General features: G+C 69.0%; 18 protein-coding genes. 9 read left to right on the top strand and 9 right to left on the bottom strand.

Going from position 1 to position 24,263, the window contains the following annotated elements:
• Positions 1 to 2 precede the first annotated feature (2 nt).
• Genes JOD27_RS46415 through JOD27_RS02860 form a run of 3 tightly spaced genes read left to right on the top strand, consistent with a single transcriptional unit; the run spans position 3 to position 5,073 of the window.
• Positions 3 to 2,012 (top strand): glycosyltransferase, encoded by a 2,010-nt coding sequence (locus JOD27_RS46415; protein ID WP_204760494.1) that lies wholly within the window; start codon positions 3 to 5, stop codon positions 2,010 to 2,012.
• A gap of 3 nt (positions 2,013 to 2,015) precedes the next feature.
• Entirely contained in the window at positions 2,016 to 3,839 is a 1,824-nt protein-coding gene (gene asnB, locus JOD27_RS02865; RefSeq protein WP_204760493.1) for an asparagine synthase (glutamine-hydrolyzing), read from the top strand.
• A 7-nt stretch (positions 3,840 to 3,846) separates the two neighbouring features.
• The gene (locus JOD27_RS02860; RefSeq protein ID WP_204760492.1) at positions 3,847 to 5,073 is read left to right on the top strand and encodes an MFS transporter; all 1,227 of its coding nucleotides are present in this window, start codon (positions 3,847 to 3,849) and stop codon (positions 5,071 to 5,073) included.
• On the opposite strand, the gene JOD27_RS02855 is transcribed toward JOD27_RS02860, so the two are convergent.
• A complete protein-coding gene (locus JOD27_RS02855; RefSeq protein ID WP_204760491.1) occupies positions 5,045 to 5,887 on the bottom strand; it encodes a glycosyltransferase in 843 nt (280 codons plus the stop codon). The two genes, JOD27_RS02860 and JOD27_RS02855, sit on opposite strands and share 29 nt — an antisense overlap.
• A gap of 109 nt (positions 5,888 to 5,996) precedes the next feature.
• On the opposite strand from JOD27_RS02855, the gene JOD27_RS02850 reads away from it, so the two are divergent.
• The 3 genes from JOD27_RS02850 to JOD27_RS02840 are packed head-to-tail and all read left to right on the top strand — an operon-like array spanning position 5,997 to position 9,642.
• Complete coding sequence (locus JOD27_RS02850; RefSeq protein ID WP_307829842.1) at positions 5,997 to 7,022, top strand: glycosyltransferase; 1,026 nt, start codon at positions 5,997 to 5,999, stop codon at positions 7,020 to 7,022.
• Positions 7,019 to 8,452, top strand: a complete 1,434-nt coding sequence (locus JOD27_RS02845; RefSeq protein ID WP_307829841.1) for a lipopolysaccharide biosynthesis protein — start codon at positions 7,019 to 7,021, stop codon at positions 8,450 to 8,452. Before JOD27_RS02850 ends, JOD27_RS02845 begins: the two co-directional genes overlap by 4 nt.
• Positions 8,449 to 9,642: a rhamnosyltransferase WsaF family glycosyltransferase gene (locus JOD27_RS02840; RefSeq protein ID WP_204760488.1), complete on the top strand. Its 1,194-nt coding sequence runs from the start codon at positions 8,449 to 8,451 to the stop codon at positions 9,640 to 9,642. The genes JOD27_RS02845 and JOD27_RS02840 overlap by 4 nt, the downstream gene beginning before the upstream one ends.
• Here the strand turns inward: JOD27_RS02840 and JOD27_RS02835 are convergent.
• On the bottom strand, positions 9,635 to 10,618 hold the full coding sequence (locus tag JOD27_RS02835) for a TolB-like translocation protein (protein WP_204760487.1): 984 nt from the start codon (positions 10,616 to 10,618) through the stop codon (positions 9,635 to 9,637). The two genes, JOD27_RS02840 and JOD27_RS02835, sit on opposite strands and share 8 nt — an antisense overlap.
• Before the next feature lie 137 nt (positions 10,619 to 10,755).
• Between JOD27_RS02835 and JOD27_RS02830 the strand changes: the two genes are divergently transcribed.
• Genes JOD27_RS02830 through JOD27_RS02820 form a run of 3 tightly spaced genes read left to right on the top strand, consistent with a single transcriptional unit; the run spans position 10,756 to position 13,682 of the window.
• Positions 10,756 to 11,592: a YveK family protein gene (locus JOD27_RS02830; protein WP_204760486.1), complete on the top strand. Its 837-nt coding sequence runs from the start codon at positions 10,756 to 10,758 to the stop codon at positions 11,590 to 11,592.
• A complete protein-coding gene (locus JOD27_RS02825; protein WP_204760485.1) occupies positions 11,571 to 12,896 on the top strand; it encodes an O-antigen ligase family protein in 1,326 nt (441 codons plus the stop codon). The genes JOD27_RS02830 and JOD27_RS02825 overlap by 22 nt, the downstream gene beginning before the upstream one ends.
• 51 nt (positions 12,897 to 12,947) lie before the next feature.
• The gene (locus JOD27_RS02820; protein WP_204760484.1) at positions 12,948 to 13,682 is read left to right on the top strand and encodes a maleylpyruvate isomerase family mycothiol-dependent enzyme; all 735 of its coding nucleotides are present in this window, start codon (positions 12,948 to 12,950) and stop codon (positions 13,680 to 13,682) included.
• Between the two features lie 45 nt (positions 13,683 to 13,727).
• On the opposite strand, the gene JOD27_RS02815 is transcribed toward JOD27_RS02820, so the two are convergent.
• From JOD27_RS02815 to JOD27_RS02785, 7 genes are all read right to left on the bottom strand, one after another.
• Complete coding sequence (locus JOD27_RS02815; RefSeq protein ID WP_204760483.1) at positions 13,728 to 14,303, bottom strand: acyltransferase; 576 nt, start codon at positions 14,301 to 14,303, stop codon at positions 13,728 to 13,730.
• Positions 14,296 to 15,378 (bottom strand): DegT/DnrJ/EryC1/StrS family aminotransferase, encoded by a 1,083-nt coding sequence (locus JOD27_RS02810; protein WP_204760482.1) that lies wholly within the window; start codon positions 15,376 to 15,378, stop codon positions 14,296 to 14,298. Before JOD27_RS02810 ends, JOD27_RS02815 begins: the two co-directional genes overlap by 8 nt.
• Positions 15,375 to 16,022: a NeuD/PglB/VioB family sugar acetyltransferase gene (locus tag JOD27_RS02805; protein WP_204760481.1), complete on the bottom strand. Its 648-nt coding sequence runs from the start codon at positions 16,020 to 16,022 to the stop codon at positions 15,375 to 15,377. The genes JOD27_RS02810 and JOD27_RS02805 overlap by 4 nt, the downstream gene beginning before the upstream one ends.
• Entirely contained in the window at positions 16,019 to 20,722 is a 4,704-nt protein-coding gene (locus JOD27_RS02800; protein ID WP_307829840.1) for a DUF4082 domain-containing protein, read from the bottom strand. The genes JOD27_RS02805 and JOD27_RS02800 overlap by 4 nt, the downstream gene beginning before the upstream one ends.
• A 226-nt stretch (positions 20,723 to 20,948) precedes the next feature.
• Complete coding sequence (locus JOD27_RS02795) at positions 20,949 to 22,094, bottom strand: DegT/DnrJ/EryC1/StrS family aminotransferase (RefSeq protein WP_307829839.1); 1,146 nt, start codon at positions 22,092 to 22,094, stop codon at positions 20,949 to 20,951.
• A 147-nt stretch (positions 22,095 to 22,241) separates the two neighbouring features.
• Positions 22,242 to 23,231 carry an NAD-dependent epimerase/dehydratase family protein gene (locus tag JOD27_RS02790; protein ID WP_204760479.1) on the bottom strand — a complete coding sequence of 330 codons (990 nt, stop codon included), beginning with the start codon at positions 23,229 to 23,231 and terminating at the stop codon, positions 22,242 to 22,244.
• Complete coding sequence (locus tag JOD27_RS02785) at positions 23,231 to 24,253, bottom strand: Gfo/Idh/MocA family protein (RefSeq protein WP_307829838.1); 1,023 nt, start codon at positions 24,251 to 24,253, stop codon at positions 23,231 to 23,233. Before JOD27_RS02785 ends, JOD27_RS02790 begins: the two co-directional genes overlap by 1 nt.
• Between the last annotated feature and the right edge of the window lie 10 nt (positions 24,254 to 24,263).

Below are 24,263 nucleotides of genomic sequence, written 5' to 3'. Positions count from 1 at the left end.
TTGTGGAGCGGTCACCTGTCGCGGTGGTCATCGTCACCTACCAGAGCGAACAGGTCATCGCGGGATGCCTGACCTCGCTGCCCGACGACGTGAAGGTCCTCGTCGTCGACAACGCTTCCGCCGATGACACCGTGAATGTGGCCGCCGCCACTCGTCCGGACGCGCAGATCATCCGCAATCCGGTGAACGCGGGATTCGCCGCGGGCGTGAATCTGGGCATCAAAGCCGTTGAGGGCCACGACGTTCTGGTGCTCAACGCGGACGCCCGCGTGCACCCCGGCGCGATCGAGGCGCTGCGTGCGGTGGAAGGCAAGCCCATCGTCGTGCCGAAGATCGTCGGTGTGGACGGGCTCACCCACTTCTCGCTGCGGCGCGAGCCCAAGCTGCGCACCGCGGTCTCCGAGGCCCTGATCGGCGGCTACCGCGCCGGCCGGATCGGGCTCGGTGCGACGGTGACCGACCTCAAGGCCTACGAACACGCCCGCCCGGCGGAGTGGGCGACCGGCTGCGCGTGGTTCATCAAGCGGGAAACCGTTGAGCGACTGGGCCTTCTGGACGAGCGCTACTTCCTCTATTCGGAGGAGGTCGAGTACATGCTGCGCGCCGGCGGTGTCTGGTTCGAGCCGCGCGCGGTGGTCACGCACATCGGTGGCGAGGTCTCCACGAACGCCCGGCTGTGGTCGATGCTGGCCGCGAACCGGGTCCGCCTGCACCGCGAGCGGCACGGGAAGTTCGCCGCCTTCTTCATGTGGCTCGCGGTGGTGCTGAACGAGGGTCTGCGCGCCCGTTCGCCCAAGCACAGGGCCGCGTTGAGGGGCCTGTTCCGGATGCGGGCCTGGCCGGAGGAGGTGGCCTCGGAGGGGCCGAGCTACCTGTGCTTCAGCGCGCAGGACTGGTGGTACCACAACCGGGCGCACTCCGACTTCCAGCTGCTGCGCCGGGTCGCGAAGCACCGCAAGGTGTTGCTGGTCAACAGCATCGGCCTGCGGATGCCGTCGCCGGGCAAGAGCACGCAGTTCCTGCGCCGGATCCTGCGCAAGGCCAAGAGCGTCGCGATGCTCGTGCGGCAGCCGATCCCCCAGACGCCGAACTTCTACGTGATGACGCCCGCTCCCCTGCCGTTCTACGGCAAGCCGTGGCTGCGCAGGCTCAACTCGGTGCTGGTGCGCACGCAGGTCCGGCTCGTGTGCCTGTTCCTGCGGATGGGCACGCCGGTCGTCGTCGCCACGATTCCCACGGCGTGGGACGTCGTGGAGCCCATGCGACACAAGGGCCTGATCTTCAACCGGTCGGACCGGCACTCGGCGTTCCCCGAGGCCGACCAGGGCACGATCGCCGCGCTGGAGAACCAGCTGCTGTCCAATTCGGACACCGTGCTCTACGTGAGCCGCGCGTTGCAGGAGGAAGAGGCCGCTCTGACCGGTGAGCGCGCGCACTTCCTCGACCACGGCGTGGACGTCGACCACTTCACCCGCCGCGACGAGCTGCCGGCCGACATCGCGTCGATTCCCGGGCCGCGCATCGGGTTCTTCGGCAGCCTCGACGACTACCTGGTCGACTTCGACCTGATCGAGAAGGTCGCACAGGAGTTCCCGGAGGCGTCGGTCGTGCTGATCGGTGACGCCACCTGCTCGATGGAGCGTTACGCCAAGTATCCCAACGTGCACTGGCTGGACTTCCGTTCGTACGAGCAGATTCCGGGCTACGGATCCGGGTTCGACGTGGCGCTGATGCCGTGGCTCGACAACGACTGGATCAAGCACGCCAACCCGATCAAGATGAAGGAGTACCTGGCCCTGGGCCTGGCCGTGGTGTCGACGGACTTCCCCGAGGTCGAGCGCTACTCCGACGTGATCAGGATCGCGAAGGGCGAGGCCGACTTCGTCGACCAGATCCGCCTGACGCTCAAGGACGGCGGCCTGAAGACCCCGGCCGAGCGGCGCGCGGCCGTGCTGACCGCGTCGTGGGACTCGCGAGCCCGTGAGCTCATGCAGATCGCGGAGGAGCGGTAACCCATGTGCGGAATCGCAGGCGTCAGACGGTTCGACGGCGCGCCCGTCTCCCGTGAGCTGCTCGCCGAGATGGCGAAGCGGCTGCACCACCGCGGCCCGGACGACAGCGGGTTCTGGTCGGACGGGTCGATCGGCTTCGCCCACACCCGGCTCTCGATCATCGACCTGGCCGGCTCGCCGCAGCCGATGGCGGGCGCGTCCGGCACCACGCAGATCGCGTTCAACGGCGAGATCCTGAACTACCGGCAGCTGCGCTCCGAGCTGTCGTACCCGTTCCACACGCAGGGCGACACGGAAGTGCTGCTGGCGCTGTACGAGCAGCACGGGCCGTCGGCTGTCACGAAGCTGCGCGGCCAGTTCGCGTACGCGATCCACGACGCGAAGACCGGTGAGACGCACCTGTTCCGCGACCGGCTGGGCATCCTGCCGCTGTACTACTACGCGGACTCCTCGTTCTTCGCGTTCGCGTCCGAGATCAAGGCGCTGCTGCCCGCGATCGGCCCGGCCGAGGTCGATCACGAGTCGCTGCACGACTACCTGGCGCACCGCTCGGTGCCCGCGCCCCACACGCTGGTGCGCGGCATGCGGAAGGTGCCGCAGGGTCACCACCTCGTCCTGTCGGCCGACGGCCGCGTGCGGACCGAGCCGTACTGGGAGCTGCCACGCGAGTCGCCGATCCTTTCCGTGACACCGGAAGAGGCCGTCCGGCTGGTCGACGAGGCGCTGACGGCGTCGGTGCGGGACGCGTTGGTCGCGGACGTACCGGTCGGCGCGTACCTGTCCGGCGGCGTCGACTCGTCGCTGATCACCGCGCTGGTGGCGAGGGAACGCGACGGTGCCCCGCTGCACACGTTCTCCGCGGGCTTCGGTGATCCCCGCGTCGACGAGCTGCACTGGGCCGAGAAGGTCGCCGGGATCGTCGGCAGCGAGCACCACAGCGTGGTCGTGACGGCCGACGACTTCCGCGACAGCTGGGCGAAGCTCTCCTGGCACCGCGACGCGCCGCTGTCCGAGCCCGCCGACGTGGCGGTGTTCCGGCTCGCCGAGCTCGCACGCCGGGACGTGAAGGTCGTGCTGTCCGGCGAAGGCAGTGACGAGCTCTTCGGTGGCTACCCGAAGTACCGCTTCGCCGCGGCCACCCGGTACGCCGGTGCGCTGCCGTCCGCTGCTCTGCGGCGCTTCGAAAAGGCTCTCCCGGCCTCCAAGGCACGGCTGGGCATCGCGGTGCGCGCGATCGCCGAACCCACCTACGCCGAACGCATGCGGGGCTGGTTCGCGCCGTTCACCGTGGCCGAACGGGCCGCGTTGCTGGGTGGGCCTGCGACGCGGTCCGTGCTGGCGCCCTACGAGAACGGGCGCGGCGACGCGGTGCGCCGCATGCTCTACGCCGACTCGCACACCTGGCTCGCCGACAACCTCCTCGAACGCGGCGACCGCATGTCGATGGCCGCGTCGCTGGAGCTGCGGCCGCCGTTCCTCGACCACCGGGTGGCGGAGCTCGCGTTCTCGTTGCCCAGCAACGTGAAGGTGCGCGGCGGCACGACCAAGTGGGTCGTCAAGGAGGTCGCGCGCCGGCACCTGCCCGCCGACGTCGTCGACCGGCCGAAGTCGGGCTTCAAGGTGCCGCTCGACGCCTGGTTCCGCGACGGCCTGCGGGACATGGCCTACGACCTGCTGACCGGCCCCACGTCGTTCGTGGGCAGGACCTTCGACCGGGCGGCGGTCCGCGCGCTGCTCGACGACCACGACTCGGGTGACCGCAACGAGCAGCCGCGCATCTGGACGCTGCTGTCGCTCGAGGTGTGGCACCAGACACTGAGCTGGTAGGACGCCCATGTACGTCGCCTCGTCACGTCCGTCCACAACGGACTTCCGCAAACGGCTGCCGGGCACGGTCTTCGCGCTGGGCACGGTCAGCCTCTTGACCGACATCTCGGCGGAGATGATCACCGCGTTCCTGCCGGTGTACCTGCTCTTCACCCTCCAGCTGGGCTACGCGCAGTTCGGCCTGCTGGACGGCATCTACACCGGCGCCACCGCGGTACTGCGGCTGGTCGGCGGCGGCATTTCGGACAAGTTCCGCAAACCCAAGGCCGTCGCGGCGGCCGGGTACGGACTGTCGGCCGCCACCAAGGTGTTCTTCCCGCTGGTGGGCGCCTCTCCGTTCGGCATCGGCGCGCTGATGGCCGCGGACCGGGCGGGCAAGGGCATCCGCACGGCGCCGCGCGACGCGATGATCTCGCTGGCCACCCCGGAGGACCGGCTGGGCGCGGCGTTCGGAGTGCACCGGAGCATGGACACGTTCGGCGCCCTGCTCGGGCCGCTGGTGACGTTCCTGCTGCTCGCCCAGATCGGTATGGTGCCGGGGCCGATCTTCGCCGTGTCCGCGGCGTTCGCGGTCATCGGTCTGATCGTGCTGATCTCGTTCGTGCGGGACACCCCGGTGAAGGAACAGCCGAAGGGACCGCGGCCGTCGTTCAAGGCGGGGCTCGGTCTGCTCAACGACCAGAACTTCCGGCGCACCACGATCTCGGCGGGCCTGCTGGGGCTCGCGACGGTGTCGGACGCGTTCGTCTACGTGCTGGTGCAGAAGGCCACGGGCATCTCGCTCGGCTATCTGCCCCTGCTCCCGCTCGGCACGGCGGTCGTCTTCCTCGCGGCCGCCGCGCCGCTCGGGAAACTCGCGGACCGCGTCGGCCGCTGGCGCATGTTCCTCGCCGGGCACGCCCTGCTGCTCGGTGTGTACGCGCTGCTGTTCGTCGCCGAGGGCGGGATGGTCGTCGCGGTGGTCACGTTGCTGCTGCACGGGCTGTTCTACGCGGCCACGGACGGCGTGCTGTCGGCCAAGGTCAGCGAGTCGGCGCCCGAGTCACTGAGGGCCTCCGGGCTTTCCGTCGTGCAGACCGGTCAGGCGCTGGGCCGTCTCGTCTCGTCCGTCGCTTTTGGACTGCTGCTGCAGTACGCGAGCTTCACGACCGGCGTGACGGTGGCGCTCGCAGCACTCACCGTCACGCTCGTCGTGAGTTACGGGATCAACCGCGAGCAGCCAGCTTCTGCTTGACGGCCTCGAAGCCGCCCTTGCCGAGCACCTTCATCGCCGTGTTCTTCGCGGCCACCCGGCCGGAGTCGCGCACGAACCGGATCGGCTGAGCCACCAGCCGGTCCTGCGCGACGGCCTTCAGGTCCGGAGCCGGCACGTCGTCCAGCGCGGCACCGAACGACGCCTTGTACGGCTCCGGCGAGACCAGCCGGCCGCGCGTGCGGTTCGAGACGTTGCCGCCGTGCACGACCTGCAGCCAGCCCGGCGCACCACCCAGCTCGACGACCGGGAAGTGCAGGTGCATGTGGTTGTGCCAGTGCGCCCAGCACGTGACGGGCTCGTCCCAGGTCTCGCGGACCGAGACGAACGCGTTGTGCCGGTCCACCCGGTGGTACAGCCCGCCAGGCGACTTGATCAGGCCGTTCACCAGGTAGTACGCCGCCGTGGTCGTCGGGCGGGGTGCCGCGCAGAGCCGTTCCACGAAGTCGACGGCCAGGCCGTCGTCATTGTCCAGGTTCGTGGTGACGAGCTCGTCGCCGGTGCGGGAGAAGAGCGACCGGATGTCCGATCTCAGCTCTTCCCGCGAAACCTCCGCGCGGTAAACGGGCGTGTACGCGTCACCGTGTTCGGCGATCTTGTCCTTGAGCCACTTCGGTGATTCGGGGTCGAAATAGATGAGCCACCGCGTCCGTTTGTCCGTCTGCGCGAGGACCGATGGCAGGCAATAGCGCTCGAACAGCGCAACGCGCTCGGTCAGCCATCCTTCCTTTGCCCGGACGTAGCTTTCGGCGCCCTTCGACGGCAGGTTGAAGCGCGTCAGGATGACGTGGTCCATGACTCCCCTTACTCCGGTCACAACTTCATCGTCCGAAGGGCCCAAAACGTTGCGGCGCTAACGAAAACGGCGCCATACCGATAACCAGGTTGTGCCAACGCTTCCCACAGTGGACGTCGTGATCCCCTGTTACAACTACGCCCACTTCCTGCCGGCCTGTGTCCGCAGCGTCCTCGACCAGCCCGGTGTGGACGTGCGGGTGCTTGTGATCGACGACACGTCGTCGGACGACACCCCCGCGGTGATGGCCGAGCTGACGGCGGCGGACAAGCGCGTCGAAGGCCGCAGGCACGAGGTGAACAAGGGGCACATCGCCACCTACAACGAGGGCCTGCTGGAGTGGGCGAGCGCCGACTACACGGTGCTGCTGTCCGCGGACGACCTGCTGGCGCCGGGAGCGTTGCAGCGCGCGGCCGCGATCTTCGAGCAGAACCCGGACGTGGGCATGGTCTACGGGCGGGTCGTCTACTACAGCGACCACGACGCGTTGCCGAAGGTCACGCAGCTGCCGACGACGTCGAAGGTCTGGCGCGGCGAGGAGTGGATCGAGAACCGTTTCCGCAGCAGCCGCAACGTGATCTCCTCGCCGGAGGTCGTGGTGCGCACCAGGATCCAGCAGAAGGTCGGCGGCTACCGGGCAGACCTGCCGCACGCGGGCGACCTCGAGATGTGGCTGCGCATCGCGGCCGTCTCCGACATCGGCTACGTCAGCGGCAAGCCCGCCGCGTACTACCGGGTGCACGAGAACTCCATGATGCGCACGACGTTCAAGTCGGTGTTCGCCGACCTGGAGCAGCGCCGGGACGTGTTCGACCTGGTGCTGGAGCAGAACCCCGGCCTTCCCGCACGGCTCAAGCCGTTGGCGCGCAAGGCGATCGCGGGAGACGCGCTGTGGCGCGCGGTCCGGCTGCACGACCGCGACCAGCTCGACGGCACCGAGAAGGAGCTGCTCGACTTCGCCCGCGAGACCTATCCGGCGCTCGAGGAGCTGCCGGAGTACAAGGCGTTGCTGCGGCGCCGGAAGTTCAGCCCCGCGTTCCTCAGTCGTACGCAGTTGTTCCTTGCGCCGCATGCCTACAAGCGGGCGAAGCTGTGGGTCGGGACGCAGCGCTGGAAGTGGCGGGGCGAGTGGTGACCCAGCAGCTCGAAGGCTCGGTCGGAAGCGCCATCCGGTGGAGCGCGATCAACTCGCTGCTGCAACGCCTGGCCGCCGTCGGCTTCAGCATCCTGCTCGCCCGGCTGATCGCGCCAGAGCAGTTCGGTGTGTTCGCGGTCGCCCTGGTCGTGCTCAACATCGTGCTGAGCGTGTCCGAGCTCGGTGTGAGCGCCGCACTGGTCCGCACCAGCGACCCCGTCGAGGAGATGGCACCGACCGTCACGACGCTGTCGCTCGCCTCGGGCACGGTGCTGGCGTTGATCTGCGTCGCCGGCGCGCCGTGGTTCTCCAACGCCATGGACACACCGGAAGCGACCGGCGTGATCCAGCTCATGTCGGTCGCCCTCGTCATCGCGGGAGCCACGGCGGTGCCGGGCGCGATGATGCAGCGCAACTTCCGGCAGGACCACAAGTTCTACGCCGACACCGCCGCGTTCGTGTGCGGCACGGCGGTCGCCGTCGTGCTCGCGCTGATGGGGTTCGGGGCGTGGAGCCTCGCGTGGCAGCGGATCGCGCAGAACCTGTCCGCGGCGATCATCATGTTCTGGCTCACCAAGGACAGGTTCCGGCCGGGCTGGAATGCGGTGCAGGCGCGCGCCTTGCTGGCGTTCGGCCTGCCGCTCGCCGGGTCGAGCCTGCTGATCTTCGGCGTGATGAACGTCGACTACATCGTGGTCGGCTCCCTGCTCGGCACCGTGCCGCTCGGCTTCTACCTGCTGGCGTTCAACCTGGCGAGCTGGCCGGTGTCGGCGTTCTCCGCGCCGGTCAGAAGTGTGTCGCTGGCCGCGTTCTCCAAGGTGCGTGAGGACCCCGAGCTGTTCCAGAAGTCGTTCGGCCGCGCGCTGGGGCTCCTGGCGCTCGTCACGGTGCCCGCGTGCGTGCTGCTGGCCGCCCTGGCGGAGCCGTTGATCCGGGTGGTCTACGGCGACCGCTGGGCCCCCGCCGCGGCGGCGCTGGCGTTGCTCGTGCTGCTCGGCGCGGTCCGGGTCGCGCTGGAGCTCGGCTACGACTACCTGGCCTCCGCCGGGAGGTCGCGGGCGATTTTGGTGATCCACCTGGCGTGGCTGGGCGCGCTGGTGCCGTTGCTCGCACTCGGCGCGAAACTCGACGGCATCCGCGGTGTCGCGGCGGCACACGTGATCGTCGCGGTGCTGGTCATCACGCCCGCGTACCTGGTCGCGTTCAAGCCGTACGGGGTGCGCGCGGGTGCGCTGGGCGCGCGGCTGCTGCGGCCGTTCCTCGGTGGTGTGCTGATGGTCGCGGTGGTGCTCGTGGTGCGGAACGTGATCGACGGGGAGCTGCCGCAGATCCTCGTCGGTGGCACGGTGTCGTGCCTCGCCTACGCGCTCGTGGTGTTCCCGATGAGACACGAAATCCTTGGCGTGCTGCGGAAGAGGACCGAGGCGTGAGACGACTGAGACAGGTCACGAAGATCGTCCGCGAGCAGGGCGCGCGACAGCTCGGCATCCGCGTGCTCACCGCCGCCACGCGCAGGCTCGGCGCCGAGGGCGAGGACCTGCCCGTGCGGCTGGAGGACGTCCGCAAGGCCGACGTCGAGGCGCGCAGGCCCGTGGTGATCCCGCCGATCCCGGCCGACGGCAGGCTCACGATCAACTGGGTCACCACTCCCCCGTCCAGGGGATCGGGTGGCCACACCACGATGTTCCGGCTCATCCGGCACCTCGAGTCGCTCGGCCACGAGTGCCGGCTGTACCTGTACGAGACGTTCGGCAACGCGGTCGCCGACCTCGAACCCGTGGTGCGCGAGGCGTTCCCGTTCTTCAAGGGCTCGATCCACGACGTGACCGACGGCATGGCCGACGCCCACGCTGTGTTCGCGACGGCGTGGATCACCGCGTACCCGGCGTTCAACGACCCGTGCGCGGGCAAGAGGTTCTACCTCGTGCAGGACTACGAGCCGTGGTTCTACCCGTCCGGTGGCCTGTACGCGCTGGCGGAGAACACCTACCGGATGGGCATGCACGGCTTCACGGCCGGGCGGTTCCTCGCCGACAAGGTCCGCGCCGAGCACGGCATGCCCGCCGACCACTTCGACTTCGGCTGCGACGCCGACAGGTACCGGCTCGGCGACGACAAGCGCGACGGCATCGTGTTCTACGCCCGGCGCAAGGCACCGCGCCGGGCGTTCGAGCTCGGCGTGCTGGCCCTGGAGGTGTTCGCGGAGAAGCACCCGGACCTGAAGATCCACGTCTACGGCGAGAGGATCGGGCAGCTCGGGCCGCAGTTCGTCGACCACGGCCTCGTCACGCCCGACGAGCTGAACGCCATCTACAACCGGTGCTTCGCCGGGTTGTCGTTGTCGATGACCAACGTTTCTTTGGTGCCACACGAGATGCTGGCGGCCGGATGCGTTCCCGTGGTGAACGACGCGCACTTCAACCGCGTAGTCCTGGACAACGACCACGTCCGGTACGCGGCACCCACCCCGCACTCGCTGGCGCGTGCTTTGTCCGAAGTGGTCACATCGCCGGACTTCGACGCGATCGCCCGTGCGGCCGCGTCCAGTGTGGAGGGACGTTCCTGGGATGCGGCAGGCCATGAGCTCGAAAAGGTGCTCCGCCGCGAACTCGCTACGTGACGGGCGACGGCGAGGTGGCGTCCGGGATGAGGACCTTGGCCGGCTGCGACCCGTCGGCGGGCGTGACGTGAACCGCGGGCAGCTTGGCGTCCTTGGGCACCGCGGCGAACGCGAGCTCGTTCTCGCTCAGCCACGTCGCCTGGTCGTCGATGCCCGCCGTGCCGGGCAGCCGCTTCTCCGTGCTGGTGGCGAGGTCGAGCACCGCGAGGTCCCACGGGCCGAGGCGGCCGATGCGCTTCTTGTAGGCGACCTTCGTGCCGTCCGGCGACAGCGACGGGCACTCGGCGTCGCGGCGCAACGACGTGACGGTGTTGGCCGCGAGATCACCCTTCACGAGCCACGTGAAGCCGCCGCTGGCGAGCGTCGCGTAGAAGGTCCTGTCGTCGGAACCGACTGTGAGGCCCCAGTAGTTGACGTCACGCGCGGTGAGCGCGGCACCCTCCACCGTGGCGGCGAAGTGCTCGAGCGACTCGACGGTCTCGCCGGTGCGGACGTCGAAGAAACCGGTCCTGGTGGAGAACCCGCCGGGCACCGAGTACGAGTCGCCGCTGACGAAACTGGTCCAGGACACCACGTTCCCGGACCTCGACACCTTCGCGCGACTCGGGATGCCGGGCAGTGCGACGGACTTCACGACCTTGCCGTCGCGGCTGATCTCGGCGGCGTAGGCCGGGCCGGGACCGGCGAGCTTGAGGCACACGCTCGTGCCACCGGCGGCGTAGAAGCGCTGGCAGGTGAGCTCGGTCGGGGTGCGCGCACCGCCGCCGGCGATCTTCTCGACACGGTTCTGCCCACCGGCGAGGTCGACGAACAGCAGGTCGCCGGACTTGGCCTGCGACACCTGCTCCGCGCCCGCCGCCGGTTCGTTCGTCGCCAGATCGTTCGCCTCGGTGGCGGCCGTGACGACGTAGGCCGTTGTCCCGCCGATGACCACGAGAATGGCCGCGACGGTCACGGTCAGTCGTCGTACACGCATGCTGCCTCCTGGATTCCCTTCCCTCATCGCCACGTGGCTACGGCCTGTAACAGTTCGCAGCTCACCACGATTTTCCAGGCAGGCGATACCCTACGGACATTGCGTTCGCAAGACCGAGCCGCGGATCGGGGTTTTTGATGGATTTCTGGGGAACCGTACGGGTGCTGCGGCGGCGGTGGTACATCGCCCTGCCCGCAGTGCTGCTCACCGGTGTCCTCGCCCTGTACGTCTACATCACCGTGCCCACGCGGTACGAGTCGAGCGGCGTGCTGGTCCTCACCTCCCCCGCGGCCGGTGGCCGGTACTCGGAGAAGACCAAGCCGGAGGACGTGGTCAAGGTCAACCCGCTGCTGCAGTTCGACGGCAGCCTCACGACCACCGCGCAGATCCTGACGCAGGTCCTCGGCGACCCGAAGACGGCGGCGGAACTGGCGGGCAAGGGCTCCACGGCGACCTACACGGCGAACACCGGCCCCGTCGGCGGCCCGCTGCTGTTCATCTCGACCGAGGCGGACTCGGCGGAGGCGGCGGAAGGCCTCGTCGGCAAGGTGCTCGACAAGACGGTGGCGGAGCTCGCGTCGCAGCAGAAGGCGTTGAACGCTCCCGAACAGACGTTCATCACGGCGCAGATCCTGGTGAAGCCGACGACGGCCTCGGCGAAGATCGGCGGCAAGGTCCGGTACGTGGGCGCGGCGACGGTGGTGTTGCTGCTGCTGACGATCGCCTCGACGTTCGCCGCCGACTCGATCCTGCTGAAGGCCAAGCGCCGCAAGGAAGGCGCGGCACCGTCCGAGAAGGACGCCGCGGCACCGCCGCCCACGCCTCCGGTCAGGCCGCAGCCGCAGCCGCAGGGCAACGGCGCGCCGCCCCCGCACCGGCCACCGAACCAGGGCATTCCCAACGCGCACCAGAAGACGGTCATCATTCCCGCGCCCAAGCCACCAGACCCGGCATGGCCGACCAAAGACGACTGACCGAGCAGCGTGCCGACGGCGCCACCCTGCTGATCTTCTACGTCCTGGCCCTGCTCGTCGTCCCGGCCAGGTTCACCATCGCGTTCGTCCCGATCACGCTGCCGCCGGCGTTGTTCGTGGCGCTGTGCCTCGCGGTGCTGTGGTTCGCCGCGCACCTCGTCGACCACCTCGCGATGGCCAAGGGCCGCAACGCGGTCCGCACGCTGCTCGCCGTGTACGTGATCCTGCACCTCACGACGTACGCCATCGCCACCCGCCGCTACCTGCCGCCGGACGAGCTGTCGGTGTCGGACTCCGCGTTGATCAGGATCGTGGCGATGGCGGCCCTCGCGGTGTTCGTGTGCGACGCGGTCCGCAGCGGGGAACGGCTGAGCCGCCTGATGCGGGTGATGGTGGGCTGTCTGACGTTCGGCGCGTTCATCGGCCTGATCCAGTTCGGACTCGGCCTCGACCTGGCGTCGTACGTGACGCTGCCCGGCCTGCGCGTGCAGGACAACGGCTACTCGGCGCTGGAGTCGCGGTCGATCTTCTTCCGCCCGGCGGGCACGGTGAACCACCCCATCGAGTTCGGCCTGGTGTGCGTGCTGGGCGTGCCGTTCGCGGCGCACTTCGTGTTCCAGGCACGCGACCGCGGCGAGCCGCAGGGCCGCTGGTGGTGCGCACTTTCGCTGCTCAGCCTGATGGCGATCCTCTCGTTGTCGCGCACGGCGATCATCGGCCTGGTGGTGACGGGCATCGTGCTCGGCGTGCTGCTGCCACGCCGGCGCGGCCTGCCGTTGCTCGGCGTGGGCGCGGTGTTCCTGGGTGGCGCGGCGGCCGTCGTGCCCGGCCTGCTCGGCACGGTGACGTCGATGTTCTCCAACATCGAGGACGACCCGTCGTTCCAGGGCCGCACCAAGGACTACGACGGCGCGTGGCTCGAGATCGCCAAACACCCGTGGCTGGGCCGCGGGTTCGGCACGTTCCTGCCGTCGAAGTACACGATCCTCGACAACCAGTACCTGCTGACGATGATCGAGAACGGCTACCTGGGCCTGATCGCCTACGCGCTGCTGTTCCTCGGCGGCATCTTCGCGGCGCTGCGGGCCCGTGCGCTGTCGAAGGACGAGAACGTGCGGGGGCTCGCGGTCTGCCTGGTGGGCGCGATGCTGACGTCCGCGCTGGGCGCCGCGACGTTCGACATCCTCAGCTTCAGCGTGGCGACCGGGATGTCGTTCCTGCTGATCGGCGCTTCCGGTGCACTGCTGCGGATCGCCAAGCAGCAGGCCGCCGCGCTCAGGGCGGCTCCGGTCAGGGCCGGCTGAAAATCGCTGTCGCGCCGCCACTCGGGGTGGTAGACAGCCGCGGTGCAACTGATGTTTCCCGACCTCCTGCGGCTGATCGACGAGCGAACCGCCGCGTTCTGCGCCGCGGTCGCCTCATCCGACCTCGACGCGCAGGTGCCCAGCTGTCCTGAGTGGACGCTGTACGACCTCGTGCAGCACCTGGGCGACGGCCGCCGCAAGTGGGCCGCCATCGTCGCCGCTGGGCCTGCTTCCGCTCCTCCGGCCAGGACTCCCGCGGTCGCCCCGCGGGAGCGCGATGCCGCGGTGGCGTGGATGGCCGAGTCCACGCGGGAGCTGCTGAACGCGCTGGAGGCGGCCGGCCCCGACCGCGGTTGCTGGACCCCCTGGGGTGATTCGCAGTCACCGCAGACCAGCGGTGCCGCGGCACGGCGCCAGCTCCAGGAGATCACGATGCACACCTACGACGCGCAGCTCACCGCGGGCGATCCGCAGCCGCTGCCGGACGAGATCGCGCTCGACGGCGTCGACGAGTTCCTGTCCACCTGCGTCGCCACGACGAGCGCCTGGCCGCACGAACCCGCTGTCCTCGACTACCACGTCACGGAGGGCCGTTCGTGGCGGATCTGGCTCGACGCCGGCGGTGCGCGGCACGGCGCCGTGACCGAGGACGAGCCTGATGCCACCGTGCACGGCCCGGCCCGCGATTTCCTGTTGTGGTTCTACGGCCGCACGCAGCCGGAGTCGTTGAAGCTGGACGGCGACGTTCGGGTGCTGGACCGGCTCGTGGAGTGGGAACCCGAGTAGCGGAAAGGCCGCCGAAGCTGGGGCTGCGGCGGCCTCACACATGCTCTAGACGGCTTTCAGACCGTCCGGGGTCTGCTCGTGCCTGGAACCGCATTCCGGGCACGAGAGATCGTCTGAGAGCCGCGCGCCGCACGCGCAGACCCATCCCTTCACGACCGCCGGGTTGCCAGCCACGAACGCGTGGGCGGGCACCGAGCGTGTGATCACCGAACCGGCCGCGGCGAACGCGTGCTCGCCGATCTCCGTGCCGCACACGACGACCGTGCCCGCGCCGAGCGTCGCGCCGCGGCGGACCAGGGTGGTCTCCAGGGCGTCGCCGGTCTTCTTGATGTGCGCGCGAGGCCTGAGGTCGTTGGTGAACAACACGTTCGGGCCGAGGAACACGTCGTCCTCGCACGTCACGCCGTCGAACACCAGCGTGCCGTTCTTCACCGTCACGTTGTCGCCCAGCACCGCGCGCGACTCGACGAACGCGCCGTCGCAGATGTTGCAGTCACGGCCGATGCGGGCGCCCGGCAACACGTGCGCGAACGCCCACACGCGGGTGCCGTCGCCGACATCGGAAGACTCGCACAGCCCTTGGGGGTGCACGCGCACACCGCTCGTCGCCGCGTCAGTCATTCAGGGCCTCCGTCAGTGCCTCCACCACACGAGTCTGCTGCGACTCGGTGATCTCCGGGAACAACGGTAGCGACAGCAGCTCCGCGGCGGACTGCTCGGCGACCGGGAACGAGCCGCCCAGGTGACCGAACGCGCCGGTCTTGTGCAGCGGCGTCGGGTAGTGGATGCCCGCGCCGATTCCGGCGGCGTGCAACGAGGACAGCACGCGGTCGCGGTCCGGCACGCGCACGACGTAGAGGTGCCACACCGGCAGGTTGCCGTCCAGCACCACGGGAACCCGCACGCGCTCGACGTCCGCCAGCATCTCGGTGTACCTGGCCGCGGCCGCGCGACGGGCCTGGTTCCAGGCCTCCAGCCGGCGCAGCTTCGCGGACAGCACCACGGCCTGCAGCGTGTCGAGGCGGCTGTTGAAGCCGAGCACCGGGTGCTCGTACTTGCGCGGCGAACCGTGCTCGCGCAGCAGCTTCACGGACTCGGCGATCGCGTCGGACGTGGTGAGCACCGCACCGCTGTCGCCGTACGCGCCGAGGTTCTTGCCGGGGTAGAACGAGGTCGCGGCGGCGACACCGAGGCCACCGACGGCCACACCGTTGCGGCGCGCACCCTGGGCCTGCGCGGCGTCCTCGACCACCGGCACACCGGTGATCAGCTCGACCGGCGCCGCCTGACCGTAGAGGTGCACCGGCACAACGGCCTTGGTGCGCGAAGTGACCGCGGAGGACACCTGCGACGCGTCGATCAGCAACGTGTCGTCCACGCAGTCCACCAGCACCGGCGTGGCGCCGCACCGGGCCACGGCCTCGGCCGTGGCGATGAAGGTGTTGGCGGGCAACACGACCTCGTCACCATGGCCCACACCGAGCGCACGCAACGCGAGCTCGATCGCGTCGGTGCCGTTGCCGACACCGATCGCGTGCGGAACTTCCTGGTAGGCGGCGAACTCCGACTCGAACCGGGCGACCTGCGGGCCGTTGATGAAGGCTGTCGTCTTGAGCACCTCTGCCCAGCCGTCGGCCACCTCGTCGGCCACCTGCTCGTGCTGGGCACGCAGGTCCACCAGCGGAATCTCGATCACGCGCTCTCCCCACGCAACGGGCGGGCCGGCACGCCGGCCCACGTCTCTCCTGCCGGAACGTCCTGCAGGACAACGGCTCCCATGCCCACCACGGCACCGGCGCCGATTTTGCATCCCTCGCGCACCATGGCTCCCTGTCCCAGGTACGCGGACTCCCCTACGAACACCGAGCCCCCGAGCGAGGCGCGGCCGGCGAACGTGACGCCGTCCGACACCTCGTCGTCGTGGGTGATCAGCACGTGGGGCATCGCCACCACGTGCCGGCCGATCGACAGCGGGGTCGTGATCACGACACCCGCCAGCAGAACCGTGCCACAGCCCAGCGTCGCACCGGACGTGACGACCGCCGGATGCACGACGGTCGCCCATCGCTCGTCCGGCAGCCCCAGCCGTGACACCAACGACAAGCGGGACAGCGGCCGGCGCGCGTTCGCCACACAACACAGGACGGCCGCGTCCGGATGCTCAGCCAGCCGCGAGATCCCGCCCAGCACGGGCACCCCGTCGATCAGGGTGCCGTGCAGGGCGGCGGTGTCGTCCAGCGCCCCGACGGGGTTCCAGACGTCCGGGAGAAGGCGGACCGCCGCGAGCACCTCGCGGGCGAGTCCACCTGCCCCGATCAGCAGCAATGGCTGTGGTGTCACTGGAACACCACGTCGACCCAGTAGTTGCCACCGTTGTAGCTCGTCGTCGGGAACCCGGACCCGGCGGTGAACACACCCGCCGACGCCGTGGCACCCAGCGGCGGCGAGGTCACCGTGCCGAAGTAGCCGGCGTTCACCGCGTAGCGACCCGTGGTCGTCGTGTACGAGGCCACGTAAGTGGTTCCCGCCGTGATCGACACCGGCGACGAGAACGTCAGCGTCTGCCAGCCCGACTCGGTCTCGTTCGAGAACGTGCCGGTCGCCAGACGGGTGCCGTCCGCGGACCAGAGCGATCCGGTGTGGGTGCCGGTGTTGCCCGCACCCTTGTAGAACTTCACCGCCGTGATCTGGCCGTTGGCCGTGGAGGTGAACTTCACGCCCAGCTCGTACGCGCCGGTGTCGTCGGCGGACGTCACCGTCGGCACGGTCGCCGCGCTGAACAGCGAGCACGGACAGGTCTGCGTCGTCGACGAGGTGAACGACCACGTGACCGGGTTCGCCATCACGTTGCCGAACGTGTCGGACATCTTCACCGACACCGAGTACACAGTGGACGCGGCGAGCCTGGCCGCGGGCGTGAACGTGACCATCCTGCCGTCCGGCGACAACGCCAGCGTGCCGGCGATGCGGGCGCCACCGGGGTCGCTGACCGTGAACTGCGCGCCGTTGAGGTCGACGGCCTCGTTGAACGACGCGGTGATCACCGACGTCAGGTCCACTTCGGACGCTCCGGACAGCGGCGTGTGCGACTGCAGCACCGGGGCGTCGTTGTCCGCGTTCGGCTGGTAGACGACGTCGACCCAGTAGTTGCCGGAGCCGTACGTCATCGTCGGGAACCCGGAGCCCGGCACGAACACGCCATTCTGCTCCTGCGGTGCCGTCAGCGGTGCCGAGTTCACCGGACCGGTCGCGAAGTACCCGCCGTTCACCGCGTAGTGCCCGGTGGTGGTCGTGTACGACGCGGTGTAGGTCTGCCCGGCGCTCACTACCACCGGCTGGGCAAACGTCAGCGTCTGCCAGCCGGTCGCCGTCTCACCGCTGAACGTGCCGGTCGCGAGGCGCTGACCGGAGGCGCTCCACAGCGAGCCCGTGTGCGTGCCGGTGTTGCCGGAGCCCTTGTAGAACCGGACACCGGTGATCTGGCCGGACTGCTGCGACGTGAACCGCACACCCAGTTCGTACGCGCCGGTGTCGTCGGACGACGTCACCGTCGGCTCCGTGGCCGTGCTGAACAGCGAACACGGACAGGTCGGAGTGGTCGTGGTCGTGAAGCCCCACTCCGCGGGCGTCGGCATCGCGATGCCGTTGACGTCGGCGATACCGATGTGCGCCTGGTACCGCGTGCCGGGCACGAGCTTGCCGGCGGGCGTCCACGTCACCGTCTTCTGGTCGGGCGACAACGAGACCGAGCCGGACAGCTTGGCGCCCTTGGGATCGGTCAGCCAGATCTGCGCCGACGCCGGGTCGACCGGTTCGTTGAACGTCGCCGTCAGCGTGGACTGCAGACCCACGTTCGTCGCGTCGACGGCCGGCGTGCGGTTCGTCAGCGACGGCGGCGTGGTGTCGCCGTTCAGGCCGTTGCGGTAGATGACGTCGACCCAGTAGTTGGTCGCGTTGTACGACGAGTTCGGGAACCCGCCGCCGCTGCCGTAGCGGTAGACGCCGTTGCCGCCGTCCACGCCGTTCGCGATCGCGTGCAGCGACTGGTAGTCCGCGCCCTGGCCGTTGAAGTAGCCGGAGCTGACCGAGTACCGGCCGTTCGGCGCGTAGTACGACACGACGTAGGTCGTGTTCGCCTGCACCTGGACCGGCGAGTTGAACATCAGCTTCTGCCAGCCGGACGTGGTCTCACCGGAGAACGTGCCCTGGGCGAGCAGCTGGCCCGACGAGGTCCACAGTGAACCGGTGTGCGTGCCGGTGTTGCCGGTGCCCTTGTAGAAGCGGACGCCGAGCACCTCGCCCTTGCCGTCGAAGCGGACCTTGGTGCCGACCTCGACCTGGCTCGTGTCACCGGCGTCGACCACCGCGGGTGCCGCGAAGTCGTCCCAGACGGTGCACGGACACGTCGCCGGTCGTGGCGATCCGGTCGTGAACGTCCAGTTCGACTGCGTGGACATGTTGTTCGACGCGTCCGCGGCCTTCATCGTGACCGTGTAGGACGTGGCGGCCGCGAGCGGGGTCGACGGCGTGAACGTCACCGTGCGGGCGTCGGCGGACAACGTCTTCGTGCCGCTGACGGCACCGGCCGGGCCGGTCACCGTGACCTGCGCCGAGGTCAGCGTCACGTTCTCGTCGAACGTGCCGGACACGGTGGTGTTGAGAGCGACCGAACCAGCGTTGGACACCGGCGACATCGCGGTCTGGATCGGCGCGCGGGTGTCGGGACCGGGGTCAGCCGCCCACACCACGTCGACCCAGTAGTTGGTGTCGTCGAACGAGCTGTTCGGGAACCCGGCGCCGAAGCGGAACACGCCGTTCGGACCGTCCACACCGGACTTCAGCCCGGTGACGGGTTCCATGTACGCCTGCTGGTTGAAGAACCCGCCGGTGTCGTACGCGAAGTGGCCGGTCGGCGTGTAGTACGAGACCACGTAGGTCGTGTTGGCGGTCACCGCGATCGGCGACGGGAACAGCAGCGTCTGCCAGCCCGTCGGCGACTCGTTGGTGAACGTGCCGGAGGCGAGCAGGTCGCCGTTCGCGGACCACAGCGACCCGGTGTGCGTGCCGGTGTTGCCGGTGCCCTTGTAGAACTTCACGCCGCGGACGTAGCCGTTGCTCGCGGCACGCCACTTCACGCCGAGCTCGAGCTGCGAGGTGTCGTTGGCGGAGACGACCTTCGGGACCTCCTGGCCGGAGAACATGCCGCACGGGCAGGTGCGGGCGGCCACGTTCGGCGTCGCCTGCACGGGCGTGGACAGGTTCAGCGAGTCGTCGACCGCGCGCACCTTCAGCGACGCGGTGCCGGACTGCGACGGCGTGTAGGTGTAGCTCCACGTCGTCTGACCGGCCTGCCAGTCGGCGTAGTGCCAGCGGGTGCCGCCGTCGGTCGAGACCTCGACGCCCGCGACCTTGCCGGACGCGTCGATCACGGTCCCGCTGAACGTGTACGGCTGGCCGACCGTGGACTGCGTCGGCAGGTTCGTGATCTGCACGCCGGGTGCGGCGTTGTCGTTGATGGCGCCGGAGATGACGAGCTGATCGGCTCCCCACAGCTGGTAGGGCTGCACGCCCATGTCCGCGAGGAAGTTGACGGTCGCCTGCTTGATCCGCTTGTCCGACGTCGGCGTGTTGGTGAGGAACGCGTGTTCGTCGTCCACGCCCCACGCCCACTGGACGGTGCCCGCGCCGAACACCAGCGCACCGGAAGGCGCGCGGTAGTAGGTGATCGCGTGCGTCTCGGGGCCGCCGCCGTACTCGTCGCCGTAGTTCTTCAGCGCGTAGTAGCCGTCGAGGTTCACCGTCGTGCGCGACAGCTGGGCGACACCGGCGGGCTGGTACCCGTTGTCGTACACGGTGTTCCACTCGTAGCCCAGCGTGCCGGGCTGGAACGTGTACGTGGTGCCCGAGACCATGTTCTGCAGGTCGGTGTTGCGCCAGAGCCGCATCTTCCCGTACGCGGCCGGCACCTGCAGCGAGTCCTCGCGGCGGCCGTTGACGGTGAACATGTTGCCCAGCAACGCGTTCTCCGGCCTGCCGCCGTCCTGCGGCGGGCTGTAGCGCGGGTCGCGCCACGTGCCGGTCCAGTCGTTCAGGCCGTCGCTCTGGGTGCCCTTGGTCTCCTTGAAGCAGGCGATCGTGCGCCAGTCCGTCTGGGACGAGTCGATGCTCTTCTCCCAGCGGGTCTTCCAGAAGATCTCGTTGCCGGTCAGGAACGCCATGTGCACGCCGGCGTCCCGCGCCGCCGTCACGTTGGCCACCTGCTCGTTCGACCAGTACTCGTCGTGGCCGACGGCCATGAACACCTTGTGGTTCTTGATCAGGTTGCCGCGCCGGGCCGAGTCCATGTCGGTCGTGTAGCTGACGTCGTACCCGTTGCGCTCCAGGAACCTCAGCATCGGGTACTCGGCGTTGAAGATGAAGTTCTCGTCGCCGTCGCCGCCGGTGTAGGGGCGGTTGTAGCTGACCTTGTACGACGAGCCGCCCTGGCCGGGGCCGTCACCGAAGTAGAGGCTGTTGCCGCCGTAACGGTTGTAGGCGACCCAGGTGGCGTCGGAGGTCTGGAAGAAGATCTTGGACGTGGACGTGTCGTCGCGGACGACGAACACGATCTCGTTCTCCGCGCCGGTGTCGTTGCGCGTCAGGCGCGCGTAGTAGATGCCGGACACCGCGGTGGCGGGGATGTTCCACGTCACGGACACGGCCCAGTTGCCGCAGTCGATGAGCGCGGTCGGCCCGTCCCGCAGACATGGTGGCTGGTTCTGCGGGGTGTTGCGGTTGACCGTGCCCATGTACCGCGCGCCCTTGCCCGAGTACCAGCCGAGCCGGTAGATGTCGAGCTTGTAGGACGACGCCGACGTCAGCATCTTGAAGCTGACGGTCTGGCCGGGTGTGTAGCTGATGTCGGTGGTGTAGCCGAGGATCGCGTCGTCCCGGTACTGGGCCTGCCAGTTGTCGGCACCGGTCTGCGTGTTCTCGCACGCGACCTTGTTGGTGACCGGGAAGTCACAGGGGGCCGCGTTTGCTTTCGGAGCGTTGAACACGCCAAGGACGAACATCGTGGATGCGATTAACGCCGTGATCACAAGCACTCGCACGAGACGCGACTGCTGAGCCACCATGGGGTTTCACCTCTCGGACGGAGTTACCGTGTGTGATCCGCGCACTACGCTGGACAGCACAGGGCTGCTACTCCGAACGTCGGCGATGTCATTGGAACCGTTACGTGGCAACACAAAAATGTTCTGCGGCAAGCTGAATCTTTATCTTTCAACCACGGACGGTCAGATGGGGTGTGTGAAGAGTTTCCGACAACGCTGACACGACAACGTCTTGTTCGTCGTTCGTCATGTCGTGGAACAGCGGGAGAATCAGCGTCCTGGCCGTGAAGGCCTCCGTCACCGGCAGCGGCGCGCTGGGGTGACCCTCGTAGGCGGGTTCGAGGTGTGACGCCATGATTCCGCGCCGGGCCGACACTCCGCGTTCGGCAAGACCGGCGAGGATTTCCTGACGGTCCGGTGCTTCTTCCGGCAACCAGACCCAGAACGACTGGTAGTTCGTCGTTCCGTATTCCGGGTCGCGCACCGCCGTGATGCCGGGAACGTCCGCGAGCAGCTCGTGGTACCGCGCGGCCAGCTCACGGCGACGGGCGATGATCGCGTCCAGTTTGGACAGCTGCACCAGGCCGACGGCGGCCTGGATGTCGGTCATCCGGTAGTTGAACGCGGTCTCCAGGTACTGCTCGATGACCGCGGACCCGCCGTTGTGCCGGTCGGCCGCGGACACGCTCATCCCGTGCTCCCGCAACCGCTTGAGCCGAACGGCCCACTCGGCGTCGTCCGTTGTGACCATGCCGCCCTCACCGGTGGTGAGGAGCTTGCGCGGGTGGAACGACCAGGCGGCCAGCAACGCGTTGGTGCCGACGGGCTTCCCTTGGTACGTCGAGCCGGCGGCACACGCCGCGTCCTCGATGACCGGGATGCCGCGGGGCTCGCACAACGCCCGGAGGGCGTCGACGTCGGCGGGCACACCGGCCTGGTGCACGACCATCACGGCACGGGTCCTGGCGGTGAGCACCGGTTCCACTGTGGACGCGGTGAGGTTGCCGGTCGCGGCGTCGACGTCGGCGAAGACCGGCGTCGCGCCGGTGTAGCGCACCGCGTTGGCGGTCGCGATGAACGACAGCGACGGCACGACGACCTCGTCGCCGGGGCCGACCCCGAGCAGGTGCACGGCGAGGTGCAGCCCGGTGGTGCAGGACGACACGGCCACACCGTGCTGCGCGCCGACGGACGCGGCGAAGGCTTCTTCGAACTCGCGAACCCTCGGGCCCTGCGCCACCCACCCGGACCGCACGGCCTCGGCGGCGGCGAGCGCTTCTTCTTCGCCGAGCAACGGCCGCATAACCGGAATCACAGCTCTACCTTTTCCTTGGTGGTTCTGGCGTCTGCAAGTACCGCCAAGTTCAGGTTGGTGGTACTTGCAGACGGTCCAACTGGGGTGCGGCTGGCGGCGGGCGCGGACCTGGGGGTGTCGGCGGCGCCGCAGCCGCGGTCTGGAGGGTCAGCCGTTCCGCTTCTCGGCGCGCCACCACGCGACCAGGTCGCGCAGCCCGCCGTCCATCTCGATCTCGGGCTTCCACCCGAGGTCGGTGGCCGCGGCGCTGATGTCGGCGAGCCGGCGCGTCACGCCGTTCACCTTGCGCTCGGGGCCGTGCTCCAGCGGAAGGTCGGAGTCCATCGCGGCAAGCAACGCGAGGGCGAGCTCCTTGAGCGAGGTCTCCTTGCTGGACGCGATGTTGTAGACCGCGTCGGTCACCGGGGCCTTGGCGGCGAGGATGTTCGCGCGGGCGATGTCGTGCACGTGCACGAAGTCCATCGTCTGCGCCCCGTCACCGAAGATCAGCGGCGACTTGCCGTCGGCGATGCGTTCCATCCACCGGATGAGCACCTCGGTGTACAGGCCGTGGACGTCCATCCGCGGGCCGTACACGTTGAAGTAGCGCAGCGCCACGTAGTCGAGGTCGTACATGGCCTTGAAGCTGCGCAGCATGCCCTCGTTGAACGCCTTCGCGGCGCCGTAGAAGGTGTCGTTGTTGTACGGGTGGTGCCGCTCGGTGGTCGGGAACTGCTCGGCGAGCCCGTACACCGACGCGGACGACGACGCGATGACCTTCTTCACGCCGGCGGCAGCAGCGGCCTCGACGACCGTGAACGTGCCGTCTACCAGGCACTCCAGCGCGAGGCGCGGTTCCTCCGCGCACTGGGTGATCCGGATGGCCGCGAGGTGGAAGACGAGGTCCATGCCCTCGGTCAGCTCACGGACGAGCGCCTTGTCGTTGATGTCGCCCTCGACGATGCGCACGACGCCGGACTCCAGGGCGGAGGCCAGGTTCTCCCGGCGACCGCGCACGAAGTTGTCCAGCACGACGACCTCGGCCGCACCCGCCTCGACGAGCTGGTCCACCACCGACGACCCGATCGTGCCCGCACCACCCGTGACGAGTGCGCGCTGCCCCGAGATGGGCTGGCCCAATTCCTTCCGGGCAGACATCAAGACACCTTGCTTTCCACTTGTTGAACCGGAACGAAAACTCCGCCGGAGCGCAGCGACTCCGACGCCGCCTCCAGCACGGCCAGCACGCGCAGACCCGCGCGGCCGTCGGTCAGGGGCGGGCGCTTCTCGGTGATGGACGCGGCGAACTCCGCCATCATCGTGCGCAGCGCCTCGCGTTCCACCAGCGCCGGTGCCACCATGTCGCCGGTGCGGTAGGAGATCTTCTGCTGCTCCTCCGAACGGTCGACACCGCGGTCGTAAATGGACAGTCGCTGCGCCGGGTTGTTGTCGTCCCAGACGACCGTGCGCTGCGACCCGCCGATGACCATCGTGCGAATCTTGGTCGGCGACAGCCAGTTGACGTGCACGTGCGTGATCGCCCCGTTGGACAGCCGCACGGTCAAGTGGCCGACGCACGCGACGCCCGCGCCGATCGGGTCGGAGCCGTGCGCCGCGACCTCCACCGGCGTGACGTCGTCGGGCAGGATCGCCTCGAAGATCGACAGGTCGTGCGGGGCGAGGTCCCACAACACGTCCACGTCCGGCTGCACCAGGCCGAGGTTGATGCGCACCGAGTCGATGTACTGGATGTCCCCGATCTCGCCACCGCGGATGATCTCGCGCAGGTGCTGCACGACCGAGGTGTAGGCGAAGGTGTGGTCCAGCATCAGCGTGAGGCCGCGCTGTTCCGCGGTCTCCACGAGCTTCAGGCCGTCCTCGAAGTTGGCCGCGAGCGGCTTCTCCACCAGGACGTGCTTGCCCGCCTCCAGCGCGGCCAGGGCGACGGGCAGGTGGGTGGCAGCGGGTGTCGCGATGGCGACGGCCTGCACCTCGGGGTCGGCGAGAACTTCGTCCAACGACGCGGTGGCGCGGACCGTCGAGTACTCCCCCAGCACGCGCCGGGCCTTCTCCACGTCGAGGTCGCACAGGTAACGCAGGCGCAGCGAGGGCGTGGCCTGGGCGTTGCGAACGAGGTTCGGCCCCCAGTACCCGGCCCCGATGACGGCAATGCCAATCACAGGAGTCTTC

The sequence above is a fragment of the Lentzea nigeriaca genome (genome assembly GCF_016907955.1).
In the GTDB taxonomy this organism is placed as follows: domain Bacteria; phylum Actinomycetota; class Actinomycetes; order Mycobacteriales; family Pseudonocardiaceae; genus Lentzea; species Lentzea nigeriaca.
This window is presented reverse-complemented; position numbering and strand designations above follow the sequence as displayed.

What these genes read in the sequence shown, in the direction of transcription:
- asnB (WP_204760493.1), top strand. Translation starts at nt 2,016, where the DNA reads ATGTGCGGAATCGCAGGCGTCAGACGGTTCGACGGCGCGCCCGTCTCC.
- JOD27_RS02860 (WP_204760492.1), top strand. Translation starts at nt 3,847, where the DNA reads ATGTACGTCGCCTCGTCACGTCCGTCCACAACGGACTTCCGCAAACGG.
- JOD27_RS02855 (WP_204760491.1), bottom strand. Translation starts at nt 5,887, where the DNA reads ATGGACCACGTCATCCTGACGCGCTTCAACCTGCCGTCGAAGGGCGCC.
- JOD27_RS02835 (WP_204760487.1), bottom strand. Translation starts at nt 10,618, where the DNA reads ATGCGTGTACGACGACTGACCGTGACCGTCGCGGCCATTCTCGTGGTC.
- JOD27_RS02830 (WP_204760486.1), top strand. Translation starts at nt 10,756, where the DNA reads ATGGATTTCTGGGGAACCGTACGGGTGCTGCGGCGGCGGTGGTACATC.
- JOD27_RS02825 (WP_204760485.1), top strand. Translation starts at nt 11,571, where the DNA reads ATGGCCGACCAAAGACGACTGACCGAGCAGCGTGCCGACGGCGCCACC.
- JOD27_RS02820 (WP_204760484.1), top strand. Translation starts at nt 12,948, where the DNA reads ATGTTTCCCGACCTCCTGCGGCTGATCGACGAGCGAACCGCCGCGTTC.
- JOD27_RS02815 (WP_204760483.1), bottom strand. Translation starts at nt 14,303, where the DNA reads ATGACTGACGCGGCGACGAGCGGTGTGCGCGTGCACCCCCAAGGGCTG.
- JOD27_RS02790 (WP_204760479.1), bottom strand. Translation starts at nt 23,231, where the DNA reads ATGTCTGCCCGGAAGGAATTGGGCCAGCCCATCTCGGGGCAGCGCGCA.